General features: G+C 67.1%; 24 protein-coding genes and 1 tRNA gene. 16 read left to right on the plus strand and 9 right to left on the minus strand.

Going from position 1 to position 24268, the window contains the following annotated elements; genetic code table 11:
• Positions 1–1261: 1261 nt before the first annotated feature.
• Both OO48_RS38520 and OO48_RS38525 read right to left on the minus strand, forming a co-directional pair.
• Positions 1262–2341, minus strand: a complete 1080-nt coding sequence (locus tag OO48_RS38520; protein ID WP_157845529.1) for a hypothetical protein — start codon at positions 2339–2341, stop codon at positions 1262–1264.
• Between the two features lie 613 nt (positions 2342–2954).
• On the minus strand, positions 2955–4940 hold the full coding sequence (locus OO48_RS38525; RefSeq protein WP_157845530.1) for an AAA family ATPase: 1986 nt from the start codon (positions 4938–4940) through the stop codon (positions 2955–2957).
• Positions 4941–5181: 241 nt separating this feature from the next.
• Here OO48_RS38525 and OO48_RS38530 point away from each other — a divergent pair, with 241 nt between their 5' ends.
• Positions 5182–6525, plus strand: coding sequence for a hypothetical protein (locus OO48_RS38530; RefSeq protein ID WP_157845531.1), 1344 nt, complete (start codon positions 5182–5184; stop codon positions 6523–6525).
• Between the two features lie 474 nt (positions 6526–6999).
• On the plus strand, positions 7000–7563 hold the full coding sequence (locus OO48_RS24980) for a hypothetical protein (RefSeq protein WP_033220102.1): 564 nt from the start codon (positions 7000–7002) through the stop codon (positions 7561–7563).
• Between the two features lie 74 nt (positions 7564–7637).
• Here OO48_RS24980 and OO48_RS24985 read toward each other — a convergent pair whose 3' ends face one another.
• Both OO48_RS24985 and OO48_RS24990 read right to left on the minus strand, forming a co-directional pair.
• Positions 7638–8396, minus strand: coding sequence for a glycosyltransferase family 2 protein (locus OO48_RS24985; protein ID WP_033220104.1), 759 nt, complete (start codon positions 8394–8396; stop codon positions 7638–7640).
• Positions 8397–8398: 2 nt separating this feature from the next.
• Positions 8399–9187, minus strand: a complete 789-nt coding sequence (locus OO48_RS24990) for a GntR family transcriptional regulator (RefSeq protein ID WP_033220106.1) — start codon at positions 9185–9187, stop codon at positions 8399–8401.
• Positions 9188–9388: 201 nt separating this feature from the next.
• Between OO48_RS24990 and OO48_RS24995 the strand changes: the two genes are divergently transcribed.
• The 12 genes from OO48_RS24995 to OO48_RS25045 all read left to right on the plus strand — a co-directional run bounded on the left by OO48_RS24995 (position 9389) and on the right by OO48_RS25045 (position 16896).
• Entirely contained in the window at positions 9389–9742 is a 354-nt protein-coding gene (locus tag OO48_RS24995) for an SCO3933 family regulatory protein (protein ID WP_033220108.1), read from the plus strand.
• 6 nt (positions 9743–9748) lie between these two features.
• Positions 9749–11158 (plus strand): FtsK/SpoIIIE domain-containing protein, encoded by a 1410-nt coding sequence (locus OO48_RS25000; RefSeq protein ID WP_033220110.1) that lies wholly within the window; start codon positions 9749–9751, stop codon positions 11156–11158.
• Positions 11159–11238: 80 nt separating this feature from the next.
• On the plus strand, positions 11239–11436 hold the full coding sequence (locus tag OO48_RS25005) for a hypothetical protein (protein ID WP_033220116.1): 198 nt from the start codon (positions 11239–11241) through the stop codon (positions 11434–11436).
• A gap of 194 nt (positions 11437–11630) precedes the next feature.
• A complete protein-coding gene (locus tag OO48_RS25015; RefSeq protein ID WP_033220121.1) occupies positions 11631–12344 on the plus strand; it encodes a DUF2637 domain-containing protein in 714 nt (237 codons plus the stop codon).
• Positions 12345–12356: 12 nt separating this feature from the next.
• Positions 12357–12554 (plus strand): hypothetical protein, encoded by a 198-nt coding sequence (locus OO48_RS25020; RefSeq protein ID WP_033220123.1) that lies wholly within the window; start codon positions 12357–12359, stop codon positions 12552–12554.
• A gap of 10 nt (positions 12555–12564) precedes the next feature.
• Positions 12565–13101 (plus strand): DUF6197 family protein, encoded by a 537-nt coding sequence (locus tag OO48_RS25025; RefSeq protein WP_033220125.1) that lies wholly within the window; start codon positions 12565–12567, stop codon positions 13099–13101.
• 78 nt (positions 13102–13179) lie between these two features.
• Positions 13180–13719, plus strand: a complete 540-nt coding sequence (locus tag OO48_RS25030; protein ID WP_033220127.1) for a GGDEF domain-containing protein — start codon at positions 13180–13182, stop codon at positions 13717–13719.
• A gap of 101 nt (positions 13720–13820) precedes the next feature.
• On the plus strand, positions 13821–13991 hold the full coding sequence (locus tag OO48_RS38535) for a hypothetical protein (RefSeq protein ID WP_157845532.1): 171 nt from the start codon (positions 13821–13823) through the stop codon (positions 13989–13991).
• Position 13992: 1 nt separating this feature from the next.
• Positions 13993–14163, plus strand: coding sequence for a hypothetical protein (locus OO48_RS39020; protein ID WP_167346477.1), 171 nt, complete (start codon positions 13993–13995; stop codon positions 14161–14163).
• 120 nt (positions 14164–14283) lie between these two features.
• Positions 14284–15564 (plus strand): replication initiator, encoded by a 1281-nt coding sequence (locus OO48_RS25035; RefSeq protein ID WP_033220188.1) that lies wholly within the window; start codon positions 14284–14286, stop codon positions 15562–15564.
• Entirely contained in the window at positions 15557–15739 is a 183-nt protein-coding gene (locus OO48_RS25040; protein ID WP_033220129.1) for a helix-turn-helix domain-containing protein, read from the plus strand. The genes OO48_RS25035 and OO48_RS25040 overlap by 8 nt, the downstream gene beginning before the upstream one ends.
• A complete protein-coding gene (locus OO48_RS25045) occupies positions 15739–16896 on the plus strand; it encodes a tyrosine-type recombinase/integrase (protein WP_033220131.1) in 1158 nt (385 codons plus the stop codon). Before OO48_RS25040 ends, OO48_RS25045 begins: the two co-directional genes overlap by 1 nt.
• Positions 16897–16973: 77 nt before the next feature.
• Here OO48_RS25045 and OO48_RS25050 read toward each other — a convergent pair.
• Positions 16974–17047, minus strand: a tRNA-Pro gene (locus OO48_RS25050).
• Between the two features lie 87 nt (positions 17048–17134).
• Complete coding sequence (locus OO48_RS25055) at positions 17135–18079, minus strand: metallophosphoesterase (RefSeq protein ID WP_033220137.1); 945 nt, start codon at positions 18077–18079, stop codon at positions 17135–17137.
• 189 nt (positions 18080–18268) lie between these two features.
• Between OO48_RS25055 and OO48_RS25060 the strand changes: the two genes are divergently transcribed.
• Positions 18269–18724: a GatB/YqeY domain-containing protein gene (locus OO48_RS25060; protein WP_033220139.1), complete on the plus strand. Its 456-nt coding sequence runs from the start codon at positions 18269–18271 to the stop codon at positions 18722–18724.
• A gap of 161 nt (positions 18725–18885) precedes the next feature.
• Here OO48_RS25060 and OO48_RS25065 read toward each other — a convergent pair whose 3' ends face one another.
• Positions 18886–21201 carry a transglycosylase domain-containing protein gene (locus tag OO48_RS25065; RefSeq protein WP_033220141.1) on the minus strand — a complete coding sequence of 772 codons (2316 nt, stop codon included), beginning with the start codon at positions 21199–21201 and terminating at the stop codon, positions 18886–18888.
• Positions 21202–21601: 400 nt separating this feature from the next.
• Here OO48_RS25065 and OO48_RS25070 point away from each other — a divergent pair, with 400 nt between their 5' ends.
• A complete protein-coding gene (locus tag OO48_RS25070) occupies positions 21602–21925 on the plus strand; it encodes a WhiB family transcriptional regulator (RefSeq protein WP_030461873.1) in 324 nt (107 codons plus the stop codon).
• A 7-nt stretch (positions 21926–21932) separates the two neighbouring features.
• On the opposite strand, the gene bagB is transcribed toward OO48_RS25070, so the two are convergent.
• Both bagB and bagA read right to left on the minus strand, forming a co-directional pair.
• Positions 21933–23108 (minus strand): ATPase BagB, encoded by a 1176-nt coding sequence (gene bagB / locus OO48_RS25075; RefSeq protein WP_033220143.1) that lies wholly within the window; start codon positions 23106–23108, stop codon positions 21933–21935.
• Entirely contained in the window at positions 23105–24145 is a 1041-nt protein-coding gene (gene bagA, locus OO48_RS25080) for an ATPase BagA (protein WP_033220190.1), read from the minus strand. Before bagA ends, bagB begins: the two co-directional genes overlap by 4 nt.
• Positions 24146–24268 lie beyond the last annotated feature (123 nt).

Below are 24268 nucleotides of genomic sequence, written 5' to 3' on the forward strand. Positions count from 1 at the left end.
ACCCCCGTCCACACCCTGTGGACAACCCCCGCCCCGCCGGCCCTCTCCCGGCCCTCTCCCCGGACGGTCGACGGAAAACAGCTAGGGCCGGTGACTCTTGCGAGTCACCGGCCCTAGCTGGTGTTACGAAGTCGGGGTAGCGGGATTTGAACCCACGGCCTCTTCGTCCCGAAGCAAACTGGGCACTCCGTCGACATGGGGGAGCTGTGCCGCTGACCTGCACAGACAGTCCCGGAACGTCCGCGACTGTCCGCCGAAGTACGGGGCTGATGTAGCGCAGTTAGACACTCAGTTCGGTAGCCGTGCTCTCCCGCCACATGCCTCGCCGAAATGCCTCGGCGTCAGGATGTGGCATGAGGTGGCCGGTTGCAATCGTTACAGGCATGCCGGCGTGATTCCCTGCCGATCACGCATCGCGTGGTCACGCTACGAGATTGGCTCCGGAGGAAGGGTTCCCCTACCAGTCAATGCCAGGACCTGTTGGCCGGCCCACGCAAGCCCGCTACCGATCAGGCCCATCTCCATGTCCCCACCGACCCTGATTACGACCGGGCTCTGATCACTGCCGCGAGCGTCGCCCATATCCATCATGGCGAGGTTTGTCAACGTGATCTCAACCCATCCACCATGGCCGCTGTCTCCCCCCTGGGGCCCATTCGTTGCCACATCCACACGCAACATGGCTCCAGCATTGAACTCGGCTGCTACCTTGCGCACATCATCCATAGCTCAACGCTAGATCTTGATACGAGATGTGGGTGAGAACCACGCCGGTGCCCCCTCGCTTGGCTGCGGGGTGTCGTCAAGGCTGTGCTGAGCTTGGGAATCTCGCATACTGCGGCAACTGGGAACGTCTCTCACCTGTAGCTATGGGCTAGGAGACCCCGTCGCGACCTCGTCACAGGGGACCCCTGCTGTCCGCTGTTTACCGCTTGTCCCCACCCCTTGAGGCGCAGCTGGGGCACGTAGCTAGATAGAGCTATGCGGGTGTCGGCTAGTTGGAGACAGGCGCGTACTCCGCTGGTCGCAGATCATCTATAGGCTTGACATGGGGCCTTCACGGACAGGAGATCGTGAAATCCTACCGAAGGCCTATCAGGCCGAGGCGACCGTTCATCCCACCTAGCCTGCAACAGGCTAGTCCCGGCCATCGCCGAATACCAGAACGGCCGGGCCGAACTCCGCAGGGAGAAGCCCCAGAGCCTATCTGGGGCCTCGCCTATAGCTCCATCAGCAGATAGGAGCTTGAGATCGGCAACGGTCAGCTAGATACCGGCATACTACTAGGCGACAAACCTGCCGAAAGACTCGGCTCGCAAAAGCATCGAATCGGCGGGGCCATATCATGGCGCGAGACGAGATCTTCTTGATAGTCAATATGCTGGTCTCGATAGTGAAAGCCATCCTCGCGACCAACTATGCGAGTCTCTGGTTTGACCCTGCGCCGCCGCGCATCGAAGACGATCAGGTATCCCCGCCGGTCCTTAAAGGGCGCTCTATCGCGCGTCCGATCCAAATAGTCAGCAAGCTGAGCCAGTCCCTCCTTGGCTCGAACCGCCGTGAATTCCTTCGTGATCCTTGGCGGAGCGAGGGTCCCACTCCTCCCTAGCCATTTCACCTCAATGAGCGCAATTCGATTTGATCCAGCCCATTGCACTTCAAGGTCGACCGGATTCTTCTCATCAACGGGATTCTCTTGGCGAATATCGGGGTGACCATCCCTCAATGTACACTTGAGATAGTAATAGAGAGAGCGCTGCATTTTGGATTCCGGCCCCGGCTTCCACATGACGCGCCCTTCGTCGCGCCAGAGGTCGGAAAGAATTGAGCACTCGCTAGGGCGCGCGATATGTGATGCATAGTGGTTCAATGCCTCCGAGAGATCACGGAAGCTTGGAATAGCGAAGAGCAGCGGGTATCCCGGCATAGTAGGAACAGAGGCCTCCTCGCCATCAACCCAAAACCTCTCACCTGATTCGCCAGAAAAGCGATAGACAATCGCCCCCTTCGATATCAACGAGAGATCAACTTCCTGCTTCCAGGCGAGAAGCTTTCCGCTAGGATGGACCTGAATTGTTAGGACACCTTCATTGTGCATTGCCAGCTCGGCTGGCTCGTCAAGATGGTAAGCCTCACTCGGCGATAGCGGAGCCGAGCCGGCAACGCTTTTGAAGATCGTGAGAGTCTGGCTGATCGACTCGTAGTCGATGGCGGCATACACAGATTTAATGACGGGGAGGAACTTTCTAAGTGCTTCCATGCCATCGTCGCCAAGACCATCGGAGACTCGAACCACAAAGTGATCACGCACAATGTTCCGCATGGCATCTGAAATGCTCACAGGCCCCCCGCCCTCTCCTCTTCTGTTCTCTGGTCCTGCTGCAGCAGGTAACTGAGCCAAATCACAGCTGGGACCATGAAGTCACGGACTGGCGCTCCCAGCGCTGATTCCAACGCCCTGAACTGCTCGTAAACCCCAGAAAGCCCAACTTCTTCAAGAAGAGGGCGCGAATCATGCAGTTGAGTTGCACGGACGATCTGAGGTTCGAGCGATACCCCTTGCCCCACGGCTGCAACGGGAATCGCCGTGGCAGCACCAGTTGCGCCCCGGAGGTACGTAATTCGAGAGCGCATAAGGGAAAGCTTGGACCAGCGTTCCAACTCTGAGGAGCCGCTAGCAGTTATAGAGAAAGATCCGTCTCGGTCTGCTACAAATCGCCTGAATGTTAGGATTTCAAGCGAATCGGCACATGCCGTGCTGAATGGGGCGATAGACGGCGTTGCGGCGAACTCGTAGCCCCAATCGGCAACAGGCCGCCCGTCGTACAATCCGAGCAGACACGAGAGATAACAGAAAAGCTGCACCTCAGGCGAAGAAACCTCATAGCCCTGATGTGCCATTTCTCGAATAATATACAGGATATCGAATGACGCCTCGGGGTTTGGCGACCTCATTAGGAGCCACCTCGCTCCAACGCCTCTTCAATTCTCATATAGGCTTCATCAAATAGAGCTTCGGACTCTGCTTGGACTTCCGAAAGGGTAGTCCAAGCGGTCATCCTCTCAACATGCATCCGCCTTGCGCCACATTTTTCTGCTAGCCGCAAAACCAGCCGACTGGAGTTGATGTTAGCTGTCATGATGAGGCGATTTCCTTGAGTTACAAACTGGCCAAACATCTGGCCTGCCCGGCCCTCATAGGCGATATCCAGAGAACCCTCAGGAGTGTCGATGAACATGCCACCCACTCCCTCAAGTCCAACAAGGTATTGAACCAGAGCCATTCGTAGAGCGATATCCACGAAATATTGCTGACTCTCGGAGAGCTGACTTGTCTCGCGCCGCCGGGTTCCATTGATAGTCAGCACAAGTTCCGGCCCGCGGGCACGCTCATACATCTGCACTTCAAGGTCGAGCCCCAAGAATTGGTAGGCCAGGCGCTGAAACGTAGGGACGAACTCAAGCTCGGCAGCAGTGTACCTTTCAGCTAGCTCCTTCTGAATGGGAGCTAGCCTTCGGCGGTACTCTTCTCTCCTTGTCCTGAAGTCGTCACGCCTCCGTGTTGCCTCCCGGCGCTCATCGTCGTACTGCTGGAGGATCTTGGTGATGGCATCGATGTCGCTGGGAAGTTTTTCATGCTTTAGCTCTTCGGCGTTCTCTTGCTCGAAAGAACGGAGCGCATCTGTGGCTTCGACTAGATCGGCCCGACTAGAGATGAGCTCGGTATTCAACCGCTCGAAAGAGGCCTGGGCGGCCGACAGCTCCTCTTTTACCTCGGCCAGCTTGCTATCAATTTCCTCAAGCTGGCTAAATGCATCCTCTCCTCGGTCAACTGGACTGGGAATCTCAAGGCGGCAGAGAGGACATTCCCCCGCTGCCAGTGCATGCTTAGCGGCGTGAGTCACGTCCTCGCCGGTACGCCCACATACGGAGCATTCGCAGCTTTCGAGGAGCTGGGCAATTAGCTGATGCTGAGAAGGGGTGATCGGCGAGTCAAAGCGCGATGCGAATGATCTATTGTAGTCACGCCGGAGAGTTGTGCTTTCAGCAGCAAGGACGCTGACCCGGAGCCGAGCATCTTCAACCTCGGCGGTCTTCGCCTCCAAGATCCTCTGCTTTTTGAGCTGATTCGCGACCAATCGCTCATGTTGGTCGAGTAGATCCATGTTGGGAAGAGTGTCTGGTCCCGATCTCTTCAGGACCTCGTTCCGATTGTCCCTGGCCGTGGTTGCTTGATATTGGGCATTTCTCGCCTGCGATTCAAGGCGTTCCGCCTGCCGGGCCCACTCGGCTGCGTCCGCAACCTTTGCTGGATCTACCCCGAAGACAAGATAGAGTGCATATAGAATCGCCTCTTGGGAATCCCAGAATAGAAGATGGCGTCGCTCGTCGAATGTCACGAGGAAGTGTTGCAGAAATACAAGCTGTTCAAATCCCGCAAGGCCCGTATCCCTAAGCATCGCTGCGACGTACTCATCATGGATAGCAGTGCCGTCGAGTCCGCGATCGTCATGCAATTCCCAGATCTGAGTCCCGGACCTTGATGAGATTTCTAGGCGCCTAATCTCTTGAGGCTCAAAAAACCCGCGAGACACCTTGTAGGTCAAGTCCCCTATGGAAAACTCTACGGTGACTTCCGCGTCATTTCGATAGATCTCGCTGACGCGCCCCTGAAAGTAGCTTTGCGCATACTTAATGCTATCCTGATGGTACTCTTTGGCTGACTGGAACTTTTGATTTGGGTTGGCGACAATTCCCGTGATTCCATAGTTTAGGATGGCGAGAAAGGTGGATTTTCCAAGGCCGTTTGCTCCTGCGAGGCAGAAAACCCCGTCGCCAAAATTGACGGAAATCTTGTTGCGGTTCTGATAGAGCGTGAAGTGAGACAGTTCCAGCTTGCGGATGACGGGCAGCCGCACAGCCCGTTCTGTGTCGCTCATGCGTTCTCCCTCTGCACGTCACCTGTGGGTCTCCAGGGTCACGATAGGGCGATCCCACTGCATCGCGCAGCTACTTCGCCCAAAGCCGGCGTCCAACGTGGTCGGTAGCGCTCGGATGGCGTGACGAGTGCCACGGTCGGGGGCGGGATGCCCTCCTACGTGCTAGGGGTGTGTCAGACTGGAGCGCCCCTGTGAGGTTGGGGCGTCCGACCGAGGCAGCTGAGCGTACGAGGTGTGAGTGATGGCGATCGGAGGCGTAGAGACGCTTGATCGTCACTACGACAGCTTTCAAGATGACTGGAATGTGGCAGATCGCTCGGCAGACTACGGTCGCCTAGTTGTTCCGCACGGCAATGCCGAAGAGCCGCTATATCGGTGGTTTCATTTGAAAGAGGCCTTCTCTTCGCGTTTGCTTGATCGATTGCTTGACGAGCTGAAGCTGTCAACAAATCCTCACCTTTCTCTTGCCGATCCGTTTGCGGGTAGCGGCACGACACTCGTGAGTGGCGTCTCTGCGTGCGAGAAAGCCGGCGGGGAGGCCCAAGTATTCGGCGTGGAGCGAAACCCCTTCATCTGGGAACTGGCTCAGGCGAAACTTCGAGCTAGGATTGCTGGCAGTTCCCTTTCAGGAGTAGTCGCTGAGGAGCTCGATCGACTAAAGAGGGCGTATGCGAGTACCGAAGCCGATCTCTTTCCTATTCCGGAGTTGTCCACCCTTCGGAATGAGCAGTATTTCTCTTCGGAACATGTGCAAGCGCTCATGCGCGTCCGCTATTCGATTGAGGCTGTTGTCGATCCGGCCGTTGCGTCTATCTTCCGCATATGCTTGGCCTCTTGCGTCGAACCGGCGAGTCGACTGCGCAGGGACGGCAGAGCGCTTCGCTTTGAGGTTTCCAAGGAGCCAAAGGATCCATGGAAGCTTTTTTTGCAACGGATGGAGTTGATCAGACAGGATCTGACTGCCACTAAGCCAGCTTCTGGCGTGGGGGAAGTCGTTCTGGGTGACGCCCGAGATATGGCCGCACTGGCGGGAAGCAGAACCTTCGACCTGATCCTATTCTCTCCGCCATATCCGAATAATATCGACTATACGGAGATCTATAAGGTTGAGGCCTGGGTTCTAGGCTGCTACGGCAGCGAAGTTGAGATGAAGACGCAGCGCCAGTTGACAATTCGGAGCCACCCCAGCATTCGGTTCGCAATGGATTACAGATACTTGGATACAGAGGTTAGGTCAGATGTCCAGTCGTTGATCGACCCTATTGTTGCCCAGGTTCCCATTGGCGACCGGTATCACGAGGGGCGGAAAGAAGTAATCGCAGGCTATGCGGACGATATGCTCAAGGTCCTCGCGGACAGCAGAAAGGTGATCCGCGAAGATGGGCGCCTGGTATTTGTGGTTGGCAACTCCTTGCACGGCTCCGGTGACGCAAAATATGTCATCGCGGCTGACGTGATTATGGCTCGGCTGGCCGAGTTGTGCGGCTGGCGCGTTTCTGAGATTAAGATCGCGCGCATGCTTAAGCGCAGATTCGGGCAATCTCCTTTCTTGCGCGAGAGCCTGGTTGTGCTAGAGCCGGTCTAATGGCGCGCTCGGGAAACGAGGGCGGTGGAGCGGTTTTGGCCGGTGTCCTGCCTGGTCTGGGGTCGAGCATGATCGGGGGGCCGTAAGCTGTTGCGACTCGGTCAGGGCTTTTGGGCCTGACCGCAATTTGGCCGAGTGGCCCCCCGTTCTTGCTCGACGCGGGGCCCGGTCCTGGCAGGTGGGTAAAACCGTGGAGCCGCCCGCCCCCAGCCACGGCGGGGTTCTGGGCTCAGCCCTCTTCTGCCGTCCGTCCGCCGGCGCGGCCGGGGCGCCGCCGGCGCGGGGCGAAGACAGGAGCGTCGGCGAGCGGCCAGGGCCGCGCGCTGGCGCGCTGTGCGCGCCTTGAACCCGTAGAGAAGAGTTTTACGCACCCCCTCCACCTCCCCCTGTTCACTTCCCTTGCCCCCTGTTGACCTGGCCCGACCGTCCGTATGCTCGGCTGGTTCGGCTGACGTCGCGTCACATCGGGGGATCATGGATACGGTTACACAGCTCGTCACCATCGCGGCCGTGCTACTGGGTGGGCTGAGCACCTACGCGACGAATCAGCTCGTGGAACGCAGCAAACGCCGGGACACCCTTCGGGTCCGCTGGGACGAGAAGAAGCTCGACGCCTACGTCGAGTACGTGGGTAGCGTCCGGTCCTGCATCTACGCGTCTGTCCTGGCCTATGAGGTCACGCACTCCATCCGCGACATGCCGAGGACGGAGCACGAGCTGTTGATGGACCTCACCGAGGCCGAGGGCCGTCGCGCGCTCGCTTTCGAGCGGCTGATGATGCTCGCCGGAGACCAGGTGATCGAGTCGGCTCACGCCGTGAACGCTGCCGCGCTGGCGATCGACTGGCGAGCCCGCCGGCTGGTGGACGGCTCTCTAGAAGAGTGGCGGGCCCTCCATACGGAGATCTTCCGCGCGATCAACGTCTTCCACGAAGTCGCTCGCGCCGACCTCGGGGTATCCGGCGGATTCGTCAGTGACCAGCACACCGCCCGTGGCCTCATTCTCCCTGAGCAACGCGAGAGTTCGACCGAAGGATAGAACCCGCAGACAGCGAACGGCCCCGGCGGCAAGGTCTCCCTCGCTACCGGGGCCGTACTGATCAATGCCAGGCATCAGGCGCCATCGAACCGCCACGTGTTCAGTGCGGACAGGGCCTCGGCCCGCGCCTCGATCACCGCCATTCGGGACTCCCACTCGATCTCCAGCACGTGTGCGACCTGGCTGGTGCTCTGTCCCGGCCACTTCCGGTAGAGCAGTCCGGTGTCGGCGACGAACCACCCGCGGCTGACGGCGTCCAGCGCCATCAATAGCCCGGTGTCCTCAGAGGCGGGGAGCGCCATCCAGCCGCCTAGTGCCAACACCAGATCACGTCGGGCGCACAGCGTGGCCGGGTGGACCTGGGCCCGGTAGTTGTGGGCCTTCCAGTGCTGGAGCACTTCACCGCGCTCGATCGGGCCCTCGGGCGGGTCCTGGTCGAAACCGACCGTCTTGCCGTCCGGGAGGAAATCAAGCACCCGGGAGGTCGTCCACGCCACGTCCGGCTGGCTGGTGAGTACCGCGAGGTCTCGGGCCAAGGCTCCGGGTGTCAGCATGTCGTCGGCGTCGAGCACCTTGACGAACTCACCCGTCGCGCGGGCCAGGCTGATCGTGCGGGCCATGCCGGCGCGGCCGTGGCGCCCCTGGCCGAAGCTGATGCGCGGGTCGTCCGGGACGTGCGGGGCCACGTCCTCGGTCTCGCCGTCCTCCTGGATCACCCATTGCCAGTCCCACCCGGCGGGCAGGTCCTGCTCCAACAGCGACTTGTAGGCGTCGGTCAGGAACTTCGCCGCCGGGCCGTGCACTGCCGTGATGATGCTGACGGTGTTGGCCATGCTCACCACCTCTCCAGTTTGGTCGTATAGACCATCTCGGTGCGGTCGCCGGGCAGGGTCACGTCGGAGACCTCCACCACGCGGTCCGTGGTGTCGTACGAAGTCTTCCGGAGCAGCACCACCGCGACACCGATTGGCAGGCCGAGTTCTTCGGCTTCCTCGGGCGTTGGGGGCCGGGCCCGGAAGGTCTCCACGATGCGGTCGAGTTCGATCCCGAGCGTGTGGAGCTGGCTCTGCGTCCCGCCGGGCCACGGTTCGCAGTCTTCGCGCAGCAGCTCCGGGTTCGCCGAGACCAGGTCGAGCGGGAGGTAGGAGCGAACGAGGTTGAAAGGGTGCCGTTCCTGGCTGTACCTCGTCCGGTACTCGCGCCTGAGCAGGTCGGTTCCCTCCGGAACGCCGAACTCTGCGGCCAAGTCCGCCGACGCCGGCACCGTGTCGTACTTCGCTTGGAAGGCCAGGTCGTCCACCGTCAGGCCGGTGTCGTGCTCGGTCGCGCCGGTGCTCTTGCGGACGTCCTCCGGCTGGCGGGCCCGGTCCTTCTCCCACTGGTGCCGCTCGTTGCTGCGGGTGACCTTCTTCGGCTGTCGACGGACGAACGTTCCGCGACCGTGCTGCTTCTCGACCAGCCCCTCGGCCTGGAGCACTCCCACGCCCTGGCGGACCGTCGGCACGCTCACGTCGTAGTGCTTCGCGAGCTGCGATTCGGCCGGCAGCTTCTCGCCGGGGGCCAGCTCGCCGCTGGCGATCTGCTGCCGCAGATCGGTGGAAATCCGCTCGTACTGGTTGGCCATGGGGCCGTCACCGTCCTGTCGTGGTCTCCCGAACATCTTAAGTCCTCAAGAGGAGTTGACGACTAGCTGATGCGCCGTCATAGTTCATATCAACTCCTCATGAGGACTTAAGGACTTGAGGAGCTGATGACCTTCGGCCCTCCCATGGGGCCGATCGGTGCCCGGGGACGTATGCCCCGGCTCAGCGAAGGAGTACCGAAGATGCGTCTCATCCCCGTGGACACGACCGGCGCGCTGGTGATGGTCGCCCAGGAGCCCCGGCCGAAGCTGAAGGACCGGCGGACCGGCGAGATGGCGATGGACACCGAGACGGGCGCCCCGCTGATGACGCTCGACGTCACGTTCGTCGCCAACGGCCAGGCCGAGATCCTGTCGCTGACCGTGCCGCAGCCCGGCCTCCCGGAGGGCCTGGTTCCCGGGACGCTGGTGGCGCTCACCAAGCTGATCGCCCGCCCCTGGGAGAACGAGTTCAACGGCCAGAAGCGCACGGGCATCGCCTTCCGCGCCGAGGCCGTCACCGCCACGATGCCCGCGCTCGTCGGTGCGAAGGGCTGATGACCGGTGTCCGCGCTGACCACCGCTCTCCTTGAGCTCGGCATCCCGGCCGCCGCCGGCACCGGGGCCGCGCTCTACGCGAAGGTGAAGCACCCGCGCGCGTACTGGTCCACGGTCGGACTGCCGCTGACCATCGCCCGGATCCACCGCGACTACGACGCCGTGATGGAGTCCTGCGGGCTGACGGTCGAGCCCTCGTTCTGGCGGGCCATGGCTGCTCAGGCGACCAATCGGGAGAGCAAGCCCGCCGCCCCGAAGATCAAGGGCATCCGGGGTTCGTCCACCGGTCTGCGGATCCGTCTCCGGCTCGCCCGTGGGCAGGAGACCGAGGACGTGGCCAACGCCGCCCAGCGGCTCCGGCACGCCTGGGGCGTCCACGCGGTGTACGTCACCGAGGTCAAGCCCGGGATCGTGGACCTGCGGATCGTCGGCTACGACGTGCTCCGGGAAGTTCGGATGCCGCGCCGGACCGGCATCAAGGGCGATAGCCTGCTGCGCATCCCGGTCGCCCAGCGTTCGGACGGCACGGCGCACGTCCGGGATTTCCGCGAGGTCGCGCATGGGCTGACCCTCGGCGCGAGCCAGTCCGGCAAGTCCATGCTGACCCGGAACCTGATCCACGGCCTGGCCGCACAGCCGGTCGCCCTGGTCGGCATCGACTGCAAGGGCGGCATCGAGCAGCGGCCGTTCGCCCCTCGCCTCTCGGCGCTGGCCACCAGCCAGGAGGAAGCTCTCGGCCTGCTGCTGGCACTGCTGATCGAGATGGACGACCGCTACGACCTGATCCGGGCCTACCAGGGCATGCCCGGCTCGGTGCCGGCGGAGGAGATGACCGCCGACGTCTGGGGCCTGCCAGAGAAGGTCCGCCCGGTGCCGATCGTGGTGCTGGTGGACGAGATCGCCGAACTGTTCCTCGTGGCGTCGAAGGCCGACGAACCGCGCCGGAACCAGATCGTCACCTCGCTGATCCGGCTCGCCCAACTCGCCCGCGCCGCAGGCATCTTCCTGGAGATCAACGGTCAGCGCTTCGGATCCGACCTGGGCAAGGGCGCGACCATGCTGCGCTCCCAGCTCACCGGCCGCACTGTCCACCGCGTCAACGACGTGGAGACCGCGCGCATGGGCCTCGGGGACATCTCCGAGGCGGCCATGGTTGCGGCCACCCGGATCAGCCCGACCATGCCCGGCATGGCCATCGCGGGCGACACCTCCGGCCGGTGGTACGAAATCCGCACCCCGTACCGCTCGCTCGGCGAAGTCGCCTACCGCTGCGCCAAGTTCGCGTACCTGACGCCCGACCTGTACCGCTTGGCGGCGTTCTGCCCGCAGGATGCGGCGGCCTTCGGAAGCTCGGCTGACGTCCCGCCGATGCCGTCCGCCCCGCCGCTCTACGCCCCGGCCCCGGTCGCCGAGTAGCACCCCTCTCACACACGGCCGGCGCGACCGTATCGCGCCACGTCCCTACCCGCGCCATGCCTGAATGGAGCTGAACTCCCATGGCCCGTAAGCCCTCCATCGCCGAGATCGGAGCCTTCCTCGCCCGCGTCCGCGCCGGCGGTGACACCGGCCCGCTGCTGGCCGAGAAGGCCGACCTGCTGGAGCGGATCGCCGCGAGCAACCCGCACGACCGCGAGGCCACCGAGGTGGCCCGGGACGCCCGCCGCGCCGCCGACCAGTCCAGCCGGAACCGGTAGCGCCGTGACCGCCGCACCCGCGTCCCGTGAGTGCCCCGCCTGCGAGGGCACCGGGCAGATCAGCGTCGCGGTCCACATCGGCCGGGGAAACCGCCGGCGTCAGGTCGCCGACCAGGAAGCCACCTGCCTGGACTGCCTCGGCGCCGGCACCACCTCGGTCGAGCCTGCCGTACAGCCGAACGGGAGGTGACCCGATGCGCCGCCTGCCCAAGCTGGACGCCGTACTGTTCCAGGCCGCGATCGCCGCCGCGCTATCCTTCGCCCACCTGCACGACCTGGCCGACGCTGCCGGCCAGACCGGTTGGAAGGCGTGGGCCTACCCGGTCTCGGTGGACCTGCTGCTGGTCGCCGCCTGGCGTCGGCTCCGCTCCAGGACCTCCGTCCGACTCGCCTGGGTCTGGTTCGTAATCGCCCTCGCCGCCTCGCTCGGTGCCAACATCGGCACCGCAGGGCTGCTGGACCTCGGCCACACCCCGACCTGGCTGCGGATCATCGTCGCCGGTTGGCCCGCCGCCGCGTTCCTCGGCGGAACCCTGCTGGTCCACTCCGCAGCTCGCACCCCGGTCAGCGAGCCCGTGGAGTTCGAGGTCGAGGAAGACCTCCCTCCGATGTACGTCGTGGAGCCGGAACCTCAGCCCGAGCCCGAACCGGCCGCCATCGAGGAAGCCGAACCGGTGCCCGCGCTGGCAGCCCCGCCCACGCCTCCGGCCCCGCCACCCGCTCCGCCGGTCAGCGCCCCCGCTCCGGCCACGGCCACGCCCATCCCGCCGTTCCTGCTCGACCACGCCCGCAAGCTCGCCGACGACCACCGCGCCCGGACCGGCAACTCGATCGACGCCGGCACCCTGCGCGCACGACTCGGCATCGCGGATCCCCTCGCCTCGGCGCTCGCCGCCGAACTGACCTGAGAGAAGCCCGAGATGACGCTCACGCTCCCGTTCGTCGCCGTCCTCGCCGTGGTCGGCTGGCTGGTCGTCCGGCACACGCGCCTCCGCTGGTGGGCCGTTACCGCGCTGCTGCTGCTCGGCTTCTACCTCGCCAGCACCCCGGCCGCGCCGCTGATCGACGACACCACCCGCTCCGGCGTTGAGGTCGTCAACCACACTGGTAGCAAGTGAGGGCCGGACGATGACACCCACGCTGCTGCTGCCGGACTCGCTGTCGCTCACCCCGGAAGGCTCGGCCCTGGTCGCGGAGATCCAGGCGTACTTGGCCACGCTGCCCATCCAGGCCCGCGCGGTCGTGCCGTTGATCTGCAACTTCGGCAGCACGGTTCAGCGGTGGAACGCGGGCTTCCCGCAGCCTCGGCTGTCCGTGCTGGACCGGCTCGCGCACCGCCCCGCCCGACCGGTCACCGTCACCGTCGCGGACCACCTGCGACTGACCTCCCGCTACCTCGCCGAACTCGGCTGGACTCAGGGCCGGTTGTGGGACTCCGCCGGCCGGGTCTGCCTCCTCGGCGCCCAGGCCGCCGTCCTGCTCAACGGCTACGGCACGCCGTACACGGTCAGCCGCGCCCGCAATCAGGTGATGGAGGTCCTGCACGCCGCCGGACGGCCCGTCGTCTCCCCGGACGTCTTCAACGACGCTCCCGGCACCCGGCAGGCCGACGTGCACCGCCTGCTCGACCGGGCCTCGGCCCGCGCGCTCTCCCTCGGCATCTGAACCGGTCCCAGGGGCGGTAGCAAGCCGCCAAGCCATCCCGCCGCCCCGGAGACCTCGACCCGCTCCGGAAGGACCGCCATGGAACTCGCCCCGCTCCTCGTCGCCGGCGTCCCGTTGCTCGGCTGGACCACCCACAGCACCGTCCTGGCCCGCCGCCTGGCCACCGCCCGCCGCGACCCCCTCACCGGGCTCCTGACCCGCGACGGCTTCACCACCCGGGCCGAGCGCCTCATCCGCCGGCACCCCGAGCGCACCACCGTGCTGCTGATCGACCTGGACGACTTCAAGGCCGTCAACGACACCCACGGCCACGCCGCCGGAGACGCCGTGCTCGCCGCCACCGCCCGCCGCCTGGCCACCTGGTGCGGCACCGACGGCATCGCCGCCCGCCTCGGCGGAGACGAGTTCGCCGCCGTCGTCCTGGACGCCGAACACCGCGTCCCCGACCTGAACGACCTGCTCCACCACCCGGTCCCGTTCGGCACCGAGCTGCTGAACGTCGGCGCCTCCGTCGGCACCTCGCACCCGGCCACCCTGCTGCTCACCGAGGCACTGTCGGCGGCCGACCGCCAGATGTACGCCGCCAAGCCCGGCGCCCGCACCGCGCGCCGCCGCTGAAAACGAACCGGTCCTCGGCACGGCAGCAAGCCGCCAAGCATCCCGCCGCGCCGAGGACCTCAACCCTCCCCGAACCGAAGTCCGCGAAGGAGAGCACCATCATGCCCCAGCACGCCCGTCCGGCACGCCTGATCTGCCACAACTGCGACGGCTTCGGCCGCGCCGTCACCACCGGCCACCGCCACGACGGTACCCGCACCACCACCCCGGTCAACTGCCCCACCTGCCACGGCCGGGGCACCGTCGCCCGCGCCTTCCTGCCGGTGCTTTGACATGGCACTCCTTGACTGGCGCGACTCCCGTCACTGGGACAACAAGCCCGCCCCCTGCGGCGTCTGCACCAAGCCCACCAACCTCCGCTCCGACCGTGGCAAGCCCGTCCACAAGGTCTGCGCCGAGCAGTGGACCGAGCGGCACGCCAAGTCTGCGCCCGACCAGTCCTGACCCCTCTGCCCCGGAGGCTTCAATTGCTGCCTCCGGGGCCCCACTTCGAAAGGAGTAGCTGTGCCCCTGACCGCTGAACCTCCCATCGCGGATCTGTCCGCGCTGGCGTCGCTGGGCACCATGCCTGCGTTGGTCCGACAGCTCTCCGGGCTCGCCGGGTGCACCTCGCCGATCCGGCTCGCTGGCTGGCGAACCGAGGTCAACGGAGGGACCGGGGAGGTGCTGCACCACCTGGACTCTTCGCGCCTGCCCGCCGGCCATCTGCTGGTGCGGTGCGGAAACCGGCGGATCACCCGCTGCGCCCCGTGCGCCGAGACGTACCGGCGGGACACTTACCACCTGATCACCGCCGGTCTGGTCGGCGGCAAGGGCATCCCGGAGTCCGTCGCCGCACATCCCCGGGTCTTCGCCACCTTCACCGCCCCGTCGTTCGGCCCGGTGCACAACCGGCCTGCCTCCGGCCGTTGCAGGTGCGGCACCGTGCACGCCCCCGACGATGCCCTGCTCGGCTCGCCGCTCGCTCCTGAGGCATACGACTACGAAGCCGCCGTGTTGTGGAACGCCCACGCCGGCAAGCTCTGGGCCCGGTTCTCGATCTACCTCCGCCGGGAGGTCGCCAAGCGCGCCGGCCTGTCGCAGCGCGAGTTCCAGGAGCACGCCCGGGTGTCCTTCGGGAAGGTCGCCGAGTACCAGAAGCGCGGGGCGATCCACTTCCACGCGGTGATCCGCCTCGACGGCCCGGAGGGTGGCCACGAGCCCCCGCCGGCATGGGCCTCGGCCGAGCTGCTCACCGATGCGGTCCGGGCCGCCGCCGCCCGCACCGAAATTCCCGGCCCGATCGTCAACGGCCGGGTGCATCAATTCAGTTGGGGCCGCCAACTCGACGTCCGCATCATTCGCAGCGCGGACTTCACCGGCCCGGTCCCGATCACGGAGCGGGCGGTCGCGGCCTACATCGCCAAGTACGCCACCAAGGGCGCGGAGACCGCCACGGGTGCGCTCGACCGGCCCCTTCGGCTGCTCGCTGAAGTGGCCAACCTGGAGATCCCCGAGCACGCCCGGCGGCTGATCCGCACCTGCTGGACGCTCGGCGCGGACCCCGAACTCGCGGAACTCCGCCTCCGCGCCTGGGCCCACATGCTCGGCTTCCGAGGGCACTTCTCCACCAAGACCCGGAAGTACTCGACCACCCTCGGCGCCCTCCGGGCCGCCCGCACCGCCTGGCGCCGCGCGCAGACCCTCCAACAGCTCCATGGCCCCGACGTTCCCGCCGACGAGGAGACCACCCTCGTGCTCGCGCACTGGGAGTTCGCCGGCCGGGGCCTCACTCGCGGCGAGTCCTGGTTGGCCGCCGCCGTCCAACCCGCACCCGGAACGGAAGGGGAGCCGACGAATGGCTGATGACGACCTGCTGACCGTGCCGGAAGTGATGGCCCGGCTCAAGCTCGGCCGCTCTGCGGTCTACGACCTGATCCGCTCCAAGCGGCTGCACTCGATCACGATCGGCAGGGCGCGCCGGGTTCCGTACGGTGCCTACCGAGCCTTCGTGGCGTCGCGGTCCGAGGTGATCGGCTGATGGCGACTCGTCGTAGCCGCGGGGACGGCGGCCTCCACTGGGACGAGAAGCGCCAACGTTGGATCGCCAGCGCGAGCCTCGGGTTCGACCCGGCCGGGAAGCGCATCGTGAAGCGGGGGAGTGGCCGGACCAAGACCGAGGCGAAGGCCAAGCTCAAGGAGATCCTGCGCGACCACGAGGATGGCCTTGCCATCGCGCCGACCAACTACACCGTGGGCAACGCGGTGAACGACTGGCTGACCTACGGGCTGGCCGGCCGCGACGCCGGGACCGTCGAGACCTGCACCACCCTCTGCCGCACCCACGTGATCCCGGCACTGGGCGCCCGCAAGCTCCGCGACCTCGGCGCCGAAGACGTGGACCGCTGGTTGGCGACCAAGAGCAAGGAGCTGAGCACCCGGACCCTCCAGGCGCTCCACTCCTGCCTCAATCGGGCGGTGAAGCGGGCGATGGCCCGGGACAAGGTGAAGCGCAACGTGGTGGAGCTCTGCACGGTGCCCACCGGCCGCCCTGGACGGCCCTCCAAGGCGCTGACGCTGGCTCAGGCCGAGGCGGTCCTCAAGGCGGCCGAGAAGACCGGCATGTACGCCTACATCGTGGTCTCGCTGCTGACCGGCGCCCGGACCGAGGAGCTGCGGGCGCTCACCTGGGACCACGCCTTCCTCAAGGGCATCCCGGCCGGCGTCCCGCCGCACATCGCGGTGTGGCGCTCGGTCCGGGCCGGCGGCGACACCAAGACCCGGAAGTCCCGGCGCACCCTCGCGCTGCCCGCCCGGTGCGTCGAAGCCCTGTTGGATCACTGGGTGAATCAGGGCTGGGACCGGCTCGCCGCCGGCGACGACTGGCAGGAGAACGGCCTCGTCTTCCACTCCGCCGTGGGCACCGAGCTGGACCCGTCCCACGTCCGCCGGGCCTTCCGGACGGCCATCGCCAAGGCGGAGGGGATCAACGCCGCCGACTGGACGCCCCGGGAGCTGCGGCACAGCTTCGTGTCGATCCTCTCCGACCAGGGCGTCCCGCTGGAGGAGATCTCGCGGCTGGTCGGCCACTCCAGCACCAGCGTCACGGAGGAGGTCTACCGAAAGCAGATCCGCCCGGTGATCCAGACCGGCGCGACCGTGATGGACGACGTGTTCGGACACGCGCCGGAGAGGTAGTCACTCAGTTAGACCCGCACAACGAGGAAGGGCCCTGCCGGATCTCTCCGGCAGGGCCCTTGCCTGCTACTACGAAGTCGGGGTAGCGGGATTTGAACCCACGGCCTCTTCGTCCCGAACGAAGCGCGCTACCAAGCTGCGCTATACCCCGGTCCTGCTTCGTTGCCTTCCGTCTCCGGCGCAACGAGTAGAACTCTACAGGAGGTGGGGCCAGAGACGAAATCCGGTTTTGGGCTGGTCAGCGTGGGGCGGGGGTGAGGGTGAGGAGGGTGGCTTCGGGGGGGCAGGCGAAGCGGACGGGGGTGTAGCGGTTGGTGCCGCAGCCGGCGGAGACGTGGAGGTAGGAGCGGTGGTGGGGGGTGGTGTGGGTGGAGAGGCCCTTGACGCGGTCGGCGTCGAGGTCGCAGTTGGTGACGAGGGCGCCGTAGAAGGGGATGCAGAGCTGGCCGCCGTGGGTGTGGCCGGCCAGGATCAGGGGGTAGCCGTCGGCGGTGAAGGCGTCGAGGGTGCGGAGGTAGGGGGCGTGGACGACGGCGAGGGAGAGGTCGGCGTCGGGGGAGGGGCCGCCGGCGACGGAGGCGTAGTCGTCGTGGCGGATGTGGGGGTCGTCGAGGCCGGTGAACTCGATGTCGAGGCCGGCGACGGCGAGGCGGCCGCGGGCGTTGTTGAGGTTGAGCCAGCCGGCCTGGTCGAAGCCGTCGCGGAGTTTCTGCCAGGGGTTGTGGACGGCGCCGGAGATGCCGCGGCGGCCGGTGCCGTCGGGGTTGTTGAGGCCGTGGACGCCGCTGCGCAGGGCCTTGAGGTAGCGGGTGGGGCTCTTGCGGGCCGGGCCGTAGTAGTCGTTGGAGCCGAAGACGTAGACGCCGGGGAAGTCCATCAGCGGGCCGAGGGCGTCCAGGGCGGCGGGGACGCCGAGCGGGTCGGAGAGGTTGTCGCCGGTGTTGACCACCAGGTCGGGGCGCAGGCCCGCCAGGCTCTTCAGCCAGCGCTGCTTCTTGGCCTGGCCGTTGACCATGTGGATGTCGGAGACCTGGAGGATCCGGACCGGCCGGGCGCCGGCGGGCAGGATCGGGACCTCGACGCGGCGCAGGCGGAACGAGCGCACCTCGTACCCGGCGGCGTAGACGAGACAGGCGGCGCCGGCGGCGGCGACACCGAGCGGGACGGAGTACAGCGGTCGCATCGGTCCATGGTCGCAGACGGGTGGCAGGGCCGTACGGGCGCCCGGGTGCCGAGCGGCCCGACGGGGCGTCAGGGGCGGTTCGGTGACGGGGTCGGTGACGGTGCCGGGGGAGGTGGTGGGGCCGGTGCCGGAGGTGACCGGAGGTAAATGGGGCGGCAGGGAGGCGGGGCAGGTGCCAGAATCGGCGGCATGACGACGCTCAAGGAGCAGCTGCAGGAGGACCTCACGGCTGCGATCAAGGCACGGGACGAGCTGCGCTCGTCCACCCTGCGGCTGACGCTCGCCGCGGTCACCAGTGCGGAGGTGGCGGGCCAGGAGAAGCGCGTGCTGTCCGACGACGAGGTGCTGCAGGTGATCGGCAAGGAGGCGAAGAAGCGCCGGGAGGCGGCGGCCGCCTTCGAGGGCGCCGGCCGGGCCGAGCAGGCCGCGCGGGAGCGGGCCGAGGGCGAGGTGCTGGCGGAGTTCCTGCCGAAGCAGCTGTCGGACGAGGAGCTGGCGGCCGTGGTCGCCGCCGCGGTGGCGGAGTCCGGGGCGAGCGGTCCGCAGGGCATGGGCGCCGTGATGAAGCTGGTGCGCCCGCAGGTGGAGGGCAAGGCGGACGGCGGCCGGGTGGCCGCCGCGGTGAAGGCCGCCCTGGCCGGCTGACGGCCGGAGTCCGAGCCCGAGCCGGACCCGGAGCCGGACCCCGAGCCCGAGCCGGACCCGGAGGAGCCGGGAACGCGGAAGCCGCCCGCACGGAGGAGGTCCTTCGTGCGGGCGGCTTCGTCGTGCGCGCCGTCGGGGCCGTCGGAGCCGCCGGCGTCCGGTCAGTGCCGACCGGGCTTGGTGGTGGTGCCGGCGATGGTGCCGGGCGGGAAGGTGATGCCGCCGGTGGGCCAGCCGGTGGTGCCGCCGTCGGTGGCGCCGCCGTTGGTGGTGCCTGCGTTGGTGGCGCCTCCGTTGGCACCGCCGTTGGTGGCGCCGGCGTTGGTGGTGCCGCCGTTGGGCCGACCGTTGTTCCCGCCCTGGACGTTGTCGCCGGAGGGGGCGGACGGGCTGTCACCGGGGTTGGGGGACTGGGAGGGCTGCGGGATGTCGACCTTCTGGAAGGAGCGCGGGGTGCTGCCGTCGAGGGCGTCGTTCATCGCCTTCTGCCAGATCGGGCCGGGGCCGTCGGAGCCGTAGACCGCCTCGAAGGGCTTGCCGCCGATGCGGATGTTGCGCATCGGGACGTTGCCGCCGACGCCGCCGAGCCAGACCGAGGTGGCCAGGTCGGGGGTGTAGCCGGTGAACCAGGCCGCGTAGCGGTTGTCGGTGGTGCCGGTCTTGCCGGCGATCTGGCGGCCGTCGTCGAGGCCGAGGGCGGAGCCGGTGCCCTTCTCGGTGACGCCGAGCAGCAGGGTGTTGATGCCGTCCGCGGTGGTCTGGGACATCGCCTGGTTGCAGTTGGCGCTCGGGACGCCGATCGACTTGCCGTTGGCGCCGGTGACCGAGGTGATCGCGACCGGGGAGCAGTAGAGGCCGCGGGCGGCGAAGGCCGCGTACGCGCCGGCCATCTGCAGCGGGCTGACCTCCTGGGTGCCCAGGGTCATCGAGGCGACCTGCTGGATCTTGGTGCCGTTGGCCAGGGTGCCGAGGCCCAGCTTGTCGGTCATCTGCTTCACCGGGCACAGGCCCATCTGCTGCTCGAGCTGGATGAAGTAGGTGTTGACCGACTTCTGCATGGCGATCTGCAGGCTGTACGGGCCGCGTTCGCTGCTGGACTCGTTGGTCAGCGTCTGCGGGTCGTGGGTGGAGCCCTCGCAGGTCGACATCTTGGGGTACTCCATGCTGTAGGGCGAGGGGTACTCCTGGCTGATCGGGATGCCGGACTCCAGGGCGGCCGCGGCCACGATCGGCTTGAAGGTCGAGCCGGGGGAGAAGCCGTTGCCGCCGCCCATCGACGCGCCGACGTTGAGGTTCAGCACGATCTGGTTCTTCGAGGTGTCCAGGCCGTACGGGCGGGTCTGCGCCATGGCGAGGATCTTGCCGGTGCCGGGCTCGACCATGGTGCCGGCGGCGGACACCGGGTCGGTCACGTAGACCTTCTTGGTGACCGCGTTGTACATCGCGCTCTGCTTGTCCGGGTCGATGGTGGTGTTGATCTTCAACCCGCCCTGCGACCACAGCTTCTGGCGGTCCGCCGCGGTCGCGCCGAACGCCGGGTCCTGCTTGACCACGTGGCGCACGTAGTCGCAGAAGAAGCCCATGCCGTTCTGCGCGGTGATGCAGCCGTTCTGCGGCTCGGAGTACTTGATGCCGAGCGGGGCCTCGAGGGCGGCCTTGGCCTGCTCGGGGGTGATGTGCTTGTACTCCAGCAGCTTGTTGATCACCGTGTTGCGGCGGGTCTGCGCGGCCTGCGGGTGGGCGATCGGGTCGTACGCCGTGGGGTTCTGCACCAGGCCGGCCAGCATCGCGGCCTCGGGGACGGTGAGGTCCTTGGCGCTCTTGCTGAAGTACCGGTTGGCGGCGGCCTCGACGCCGTACGCCTGGTGGCCGTAGAAGGTGATGTTCAGGTAGTTGGTGAGGATCTGGTCCTTGGACAGGTCCTCCTCCAGCTTGATGGCGTACTTCAGCTCCTGGATCTTGCGGCCCAGGCTCTTCTTGGTGGCTTCCAGGAACGCCTGCTGGTCGTCGCCGGCCTGCTCGACGAAGACGTTCTTCACGTACTGCTGGGTGAGCGTGGAGGCGCCCTGCGCGGTGGTGCCGGACTCGGCGTTCTTGGTGATCGCGCGGAGCACGCCCTTGAGGTCGACGGCGCCGTGCTCGTAGAACCGGGCGTCCTCGATGTCGACCTGGGCCTGGCGCATCACCGGGGCCATCTGCTCGGCGGTGAGGATGGTGCGGTCGCGGTCGTACACCTTGGCGATCAGGCCGCCCTTGGCGTCGTAGATCATCGACGCCTGGGAGAGGGTGGGCTGCTTGAAGTCGTCCGGGATGTTCTCGAACGACTCCGCGGTGTCCTTGGCGGTCAGGCCGAACGCGCCGACCGCGGGGAGCGCCATTCCGGCGACCAGGACGCCGGCCAGGATCGAGCCGCCCAGGAACTTGACGCCGTGCCCTGCCTTGTCCGTGAAGGAGCCAGTGGATCGCGAAGGTGCCATGGGGAGAACCCTACGTCGCGGAATCCCGTACAGGGCGGCAGGTGTTCGCCTACGCTTGTCACAGAACTGCGACAGCTTCGCTCTGTTCATCGTCATCACTCTTGTGAGTGATGAGCTTTGTCCGATTCGTGGCATTGTGTCCGTGATTCGGGCCGATGCGCGGCGGGCGGCTGTCGCGCACCGTGACGAAAGCGCCTCTTTCGACCCTGGCAAGGCCCCCGACCTGCGGTCACTCCAACGAGTGAGCTGCTGGACACCCATAGTCCGATCGGGTCATGCGAGATTGGGCATACAGGGGCTGTTGCGTCGTGCCGTTCTTCCGTAACGTCCTCAACTGGCAACGGTGAATATGCCGTTGCCGCCGTGGGGGAGCCCCGAATCGGGAGAGGACGGCGCCGGGATGGGCTGGGTGGACGACTGGAGCGCGCAGGCGGCGTGCCGCACGAGCGATCCGGATGAACTGTTCGTGCAGGGGGCGGCGCAGAACCGCGCCAAGGCGGTGTGCAGCGGGTGTCCGGTGCGCACCGAGTGCCTCGCGGACGCGCTCGACAACCGGGTCGAGTTCGGCGTCTGGGGCGGAATGACGGAGCGCGAGCGGCGGGCGCTGCTGCGCCGTCGGCCGACCGTGGACTCGTGGCGCCGGCTGCTGGAGACCGCGCGCACCGAGTACGAGGAGTCGCTGGCGACCGGAGTGGTCCTGCGGGACTACGCCCAGGCCGGCTGACGATCCGTCAGGAGCCGTCGGCGGGCGGGCCGTCGAGCCGGTCGGTGGGGGAGCCGAGCCGGTCGCCGATGGCCCGCAGGCCGTCCAGGTCGTGGACGTCGCCGGGGAGGGCGGCCACCTCGGCGATCGGTACGTCCGGGTAGACCGAGGCGAAGCGGTTGCGGGTGCGCCGCTCCCTCGTCATGATCTGCATCCGTTCGGCGTGCAGCCGCAGCAGGCCGGCGGCCAGCGTCTCGGCCTCCACCCCGGCGTGCGGGGTGCCGTTCTCCTCCAGCGCCTCGGCGGCGGCCAGCGCGCGTTCGGCGGTGAGCTGCGGGGCGCCGCTGGAGTGGACCCGGTTGAGCACCAGGCCGGCCAGTGGCATGTCGTCGTCGGCGAGCCGGTCGACGAAGTAGGCGGCCTCGCGCAGCGCGTCCCGTTCCGGGGCGGCGACCACCAGGAACGCGGTGCCCTCGGCCTTCAGCAACTGGTAGGTGCGGTCGGCGCGTTCCCGGAAACCGCCGAACATCGAGTCGGTCGCGGAGACGAACGTCTGGATGTCGCTGAGCAGTTGGGCGCCGAAGATCTTTCCGAGGGTGCCGCTGATCAGCCCCATGCCGACGTTGAGGAACTTCATCGCGGAGCGGCCGCCGACCTTGGCGGGGGCGGTCAGCAGCCGGATCACCCGGCCGTCCAGGAAGGACCCGAGGCGGCTCGGGGCGTCCAGGAAGTCCAGCGCGGAGCGGGACGGCGGGGTGTCGACGACGATCAGGTCCCAGCGGTCCTCGGCGCGGAGCTGGCCGAGCTTCTCCATCGCCATGTACTCCTGGGTGCCGGCGAAACCGGCCGACAGCGACTGGTAGAACGGGTTCTCCATGATCGCCTTGGCCCGGTCGGGCTCCGCGTGGGCCAGCACGACCTCGTCGAAGGTCCGCTTCATGTCCAGCATCATGGCCTGGAGTTCGCCCTCGCCGCGGGTGCCCCGGACCACCCGCGGGGTGTTGTCGAGCTCGCTCAGGCCCATCGACTGGGCCAGCCGGCGGGCCGGGTCGATGGTCAGCACCACGACGCGGCGGCCGCGTTCGGCGGCGCGCAGGCCGATCGCCGCGGCGGTGGTGGTCTTGCCGACGCCGCCGGAGCCGCAGCAGACCACGATCCGGGTCGCCGGGTCGTCGATCAGGGTGTCGATGTCCAGCCCGGTCATGCCGCTCCCTGCCGCTTCAGCTCGCCCGCCAGCCGGTACAGCCCGGCCAGGTCCATGCCCTCGCCGATCAGCGGCAACTCGTAGGTGGGGAGCTTGAGTTGCTGGATCTCGGCGCGCTGGGCGCGTTCCAGCTCGACCCGCTCGGCATGCTCCCTGGCCTGTTCCAGCAGCGGGTCGAGCAGCGGTTCCACGTTCGCCCGGACGGTCTCCGGCTTGCGCGAGCGCCCGCCCAGGCCGGCCTCGCCGAGGGCCAGCGCCACCTCCTCGCGGTGGTCGCCGTCGGCCGCCGCCACCGCCGCCGCGTCCAGTATCGGCGGGCGCACCATGTTGACCAGCACGCCGCCGACCGGCAGGCCGGAGGCGCGCAGGTCGGCGATCCCGTCCACGGTCTCCTGCACCGGCATCTCCTCCAGCAGGGTGGTGAAGTGCACCGCCGTCTCCGGGGAGCGCAGCACCCGCATCACGGCCTGCGCCTGGGAGTGGATCGGCCCTATCCGGGCCAGGCCCGCGACCTCGGAGTTGACGTTCAGGAAGCGGGTCAGCCGGCCGGTGGGCGGGGCGTCCATCACCACCGCGTCGTAGCGGCGGCGCCCGTCCGGGCCCTTGCGGCGGGCCGCCTCGCAGGCCTTGCCGGTGAGCAGCACGTCCCGCACGCCGGGGGCGACGGTGGTGGCGAAGTCCACGAAGCCGACCTTCTGCAGGGCCTTCCCGGCCCGGCCCAGCTTGTAGAACATCTCCAGGTACTCCAGCAGCGCCTGCTCGGTGTCGATCGCCAGCGCGTGCACCTCGCCGTGGCCCCGGCCGGGCAGCCCGAGCTGGGCGGGCGTCACGGTGGCCACCCGGCGTTCCTCGTACGGCAGCGCGGCGATCTGGAACAGCTCGGCGATGCCCTGCCGGCCCTCCACCTCGATCAGCAGGGTGCGGCCGCCGTCGGCGGCCAGCGCCAGGGCCAGGGCGGCGGCCAGCGTGGTCTTGCCGGTGCCGCCCTTCCCGCTGACCACGTGCAGCCGGACGCCCTCCCAGTCGGGTTCCCGCAGCGGTGCCCGATCGGTCGGCCCCGCCGTGCCGCTGGTGCCCGCCACGCCCGTTCTCCGTCCGTCGCTGTCCGTCGCTGTCCGTCGCTGTCCGCCGCCGTGCCCGCCGGCCGCTCCGGGGCCGCC

The organism is Kitasatospora phosalacinea (assembly GCF_000716545.1).
In the GTDB taxonomy this organism is placed as follows: Bacteria; Actinomycetota; Actinomycetes; order Streptomycetales; family Streptomycetaceae; genus Kitasatospora; species Kitasatospora phosalacinea.